At 58.6% G+C, this 3670-nt stretch carries 5 protein-coding genes; all 5 read right to left on the minus strand.

Going from position 1 to position 3670, the window contains the following annotated elements; genetic code table 11:
- The coding region (locus tag MKK68_RS26890) for a GlsB/YeaQ/YmgE family stress response membrane protein (protein WP_244033480.1) at positions 1-145 on the minus strand (145 nt) is incomplete at its 3' end.
- Between the two features lie 107 nt (positions 146-252).
- Positions 253-417 (minus strand): hypothetical protein, encoded by a 165-nt coding sequence (locus MKK68_RS26895; RefSeq protein ID WP_244033476.1) that lies wholly within the window; start codon positions 415-417, stop codon positions 253-255.
- A gap of 179 nt (positions 418-596) precedes the next feature.
- On the minus strand, positions 597-2081 hold the full coding sequence (locus MKK68_RS26900) for a PAS domain S-box protein (protein WP_244033477.1): 1485 nt from the start codon (positions 2079-2081) through the stop codon (positions 597-599).
- Positions 2082-2211: 130 nt separating this feature from the next.
- Positions 2212-2508: a hypothetical protein gene (locus MKK68_RS26905; RefSeq protein ID WP_244033478.1), complete on the minus strand. Its 297-nt coding sequence runs from the start codon at positions 2506-2508 to the stop codon at positions 2212-2214.
- A gap of 307 nt (positions 2509-2815) precedes the next feature.
- Positions 2816-3379 (minus strand): hypothetical protein, encoded by a 564-nt coding sequence (locus MKK68_RS26910; protein ID WP_244033479.1) that lies wholly within the window; start codon positions 3377-3379, stop codon positions 2816-2818.
- Positions 3380-3670 lie beyond the last annotated feature (291 nt).

The raw sequence follows: 3670 nt of genomic DNA on the forward strand, positions 1-3670 counted from the left end.
ACTGGTTGAACAGGAAGCCGCCGACGACGGCGCCGACGATGCCGAGCAGGATGTCGACGACGAGCCCCTGGCCGGTGTTGTTGACGATCTTGCTGCCGATGAAGCCGGCGATCAGGCCGAGCACGATCCAGGCGAGGAGGGACATGGTTCAGTTCCACTTCATGCAGTTGGGTTGGGAGGCCTGCCTCTGCAGATGTGCTGACGGTGTGCAGAAGATGAGTGCAGCCCGCGCGCCTACTCGCCGCCCCAGCATCACCTGTGGGTCGAGCGCTTCGATCTTGCCCTGGGGGTCGACGACGTATGCGCAGCTTCGATGGCGGCGATCTCAGCGGCGGCTTCCGCCTGGATCGCGTGGTCGCCCTCGATGATGCCGATGGCTTCCTTGATCAGTGCCCGGATATGGTCGGGAGAGAGCACCTTCCGACGCCCGGCCACACGGATCTCCTCATATCAACCCAGGGGGATGATCTTCCGAGGTGCTCGCTTGAGCAGAGCTACCACTGCGTAATAAGGAATTCTACTCGAAGTTCCGACAATTTACATAAAGTACATTTGTACCAAATCGACTTGGTAGTTCCGTCACGGTTTCCCCCGCATCAGCGTAGGTGCCGGGTGTTCGGGCCGATCCCACGCTCCTGCGCCCACACCACCACGGCGCTGCGGCGGTTGACCCCAAGCTTGCGGTAGAGCGCCGAGACGTGATTCCGGACCGTGTTCGGCGACAGCTTCAGCTCGGCGCCAATCTCCTGGTCGGTGTCCCCCTGGCAGATCCGCGTGAGCATGTCCCGCTCACGGCTCGTCAGGTTCTCGACCGCGACCGATGGCCGGCCAATGCGGGTCGGGTTGCGCAGGGTCGCCAACTTGTCGATCACCCCATGGCTGAACCACGATGCGTCCGCCATCACCGCCTCGATCGCGGTGATCAACTCGCGCTCCGAGCGCTTGCGGCCAGTGATGTCCTGGAAAACGCACAGCACGCAGGCCTCGTCGTTGATGATCACCCGCTCGGCCGAGATCAGGCAGTCGATCTCGGCGTTTGCCGCATCCTGCAACACAGCTTCGAAGCCCCGCACACTGCCACGCCGCTTCAGATCGCGTGAGAACTTGCGCTGCTCGGCGCGATCGACCCAAAGCGCAAGGTCGGCGAGCGATTGGCCGTCCACACTCTCGGGGGCGTGTCCGAACGCCGTCGCGAAGGCCTGGTTGACGCTGGTAATCTCCAATCCGTCCGCACTCATCAGTGCGCTCGGCACCGGCGAGAGGTCGAACGCCTTGGCAAAGCGCTCCTCGCTATGGCGCAAGGACATCTCGGCCTTCCGGCGGTCCTCTAGGTCAGCGAAAGTGAACAGCATGCATGGCTCCGTGCCGCCCGGGCCCGGCATCTCGATCGCATGCCCGGCCACGATCACGTAGCGACCTTTCCCACAAGGGGTGGCGAGTTGTGCTTCCATTTGCGGAATGGTGTGGCCCGCATGCAGGCGCTGGATCGCCATTTCCCGCCGCTCAGCCTCGCGCAGCAGGTCGATCTCGCAAAAAGTTCGGCCGAGCACATCGTCACGATGGTAGCCGGTGAGGTCGAGGAAACCATGGTTGACCCGCACGAAGCGGAGATCAGCGATCCGGCAGATGATCGCCGGGGCCGGGTTGGCGTTGAACATGCGCTCGAACCGGGCCTCGGCCTGGTACCGCTCGCTCACATCCTGCATCACCAGGGCAAGGCCGCTCGGCGTGCCATCCACATCGGTGGTCACCAAGCTGCGGATGCGGTGCATCCACCTGTGTGACGGTTCCCGAGTCGGAACCAACTCCACCACGACGTCGCGAAACACTTCGCCAGCGAGCACCCGATCGAGGGGATGCTGCAGCGGTCCGATCCCCCGGTGATTGCGGTAGTGCAGCGTGAAGTTCGCGCGGTACTCCGAAACGGTGGCACCGAGATCGCTCGCGTCCGCAACGCCATGCATCATCACGGCGGCGGCATTTGCGTAGGCGATGGTCTGATCCGGCTCGATCAGGATCACGCCCTCGGAAAGACCGGCCACGATCTGCCGCATCTGCATGTGGCGCGGCTCGTCGATCATTGGCAGGTTCCTCATGAAACGCCAACGTTCAAACGAGGGAAAAGCCCAGACTGCCGCGTTTGGAGCTTCTTGATCCAGCCGCTCGCCTCGGATGAGCTCGCCGAGTCAAGCTCGCGCTGAGGAGCTGTACCTATGAGCGTGCGCGGAGCTTATCATACACAAGTTGCAGTTTGGGCCGGCGGCTTCCGGTAAGGAACATGACCTCGACCGCTCCTTCATCCACCATCGTAACGTGCAGGCGGTAGCCCATGTTCGTCGCCAGCATACGCGCTTGGTCCAGCGTACTGACGGCTAAGGTCATCGTGAACTCAGCACTGCCCGATGCAAGTCGAGCCGCGAGGAGACCGATTTCAACTCCTTCGTTGAAGGTCTCGTCGCGGCCGGCGAACCGTAAGCGCAGACCGGGTACGACATGGATGTGGCGCATGGCTAGTCCCTCTGGACACCTACCAATGCGCAGTCAACGTGGTTAACGAAGCGTTAGCAGAGGTACCCGCTCGAAGATCTAAAATCCTGTTCAATCTACTAAAGTTGAGAGTAGGTTCTCGCGTTCGCGCGACACCCTCGGTCCCACACAACGCGCTATGAGAATGGCCAACTGTCAGCAAAAAGGTCGTTTGATCGACATTCGAGGGTCCGCTTCCAACTCATAGGCGACCCTTGGACTCATTTGCCTCAGAACAACAATAAGTCATGAATCGTCAGCTTGGCCGCAGCAGCGGCATTCGAGCCGATTAATATGAGGAACGGAAGCTGTAAAAGTGTCCAGTAAGATGTTGCATATACTTTGGCGTCCCCACTGAGATCGTTCCAGTAGGAGATGCTGTGAAAGGCCAAAAATCGCCCTTGTATGGTCCGGTACCGTCAGTTTCATCATAGAGGATGTAGTAGAACGAGTTCGCTGTTACGAAGACAGACTGATCCTCGTAATCGACGACGATCTGTAACGGTTCTTGAGCAGTCTGCTTCGAGCGTGCATCTTCCACCTGCTGCTCAAATCCGGCTTGCCGTAACTTAAAATCGATTTTATCTTTGCTCTGTTGCAACAGAGGCGCGTAATAGCCGATACCAAATACCGCAGTGACTGCGATAATGATCGATAGCGCATGGCGTAGGCGCCATCTAAATAGATCGTACCAGAACCATACGAACGCGATTATCGAGGCCAATATTAATAAAAAAATCAATGATACTGTTATTGCAGAGTTACCTCCTGGTGTAATCATAAACACAATCATTATTGCAGAATATGTAGCAATTAAGCTTGGAGACCAATCATCTCTGCTAGAAGAGCTCATTTTATAAGTCGCTTTGGCAATCAGGTCGTGTGAATGGTCGGTTCTGGCCCTTAGCTGGCCTCCCAGACACCCTCCACCCACAGCGCACTCTTCCCACGTATGAAGCCTATTCACGTAAACTTAAGTATGAAATGGGATGTCACGCAAGCGCCCGTTTCCGTAACGCTCGATGCGCGTGCGCCAGCCACTCGCCTAAGTGACCAGACCGGCTGGCTTTGAGCCGGGTCGATTGTGAGTGCATATCGCCCCCCCCCAAGCTTGCGGTAGGGCAAGGCCTTACGCAATCTCACC

The sequence above is a fragment of the Methylobacterium sp. E-016 genome (assembly GCF_022829745.1).
Taxonomy (GTDB): Bacteria; Pseudomonadota; Alphaproteobacteria; order Rhizobiales; family Beijerinckiaceae; genus Methylobacterium.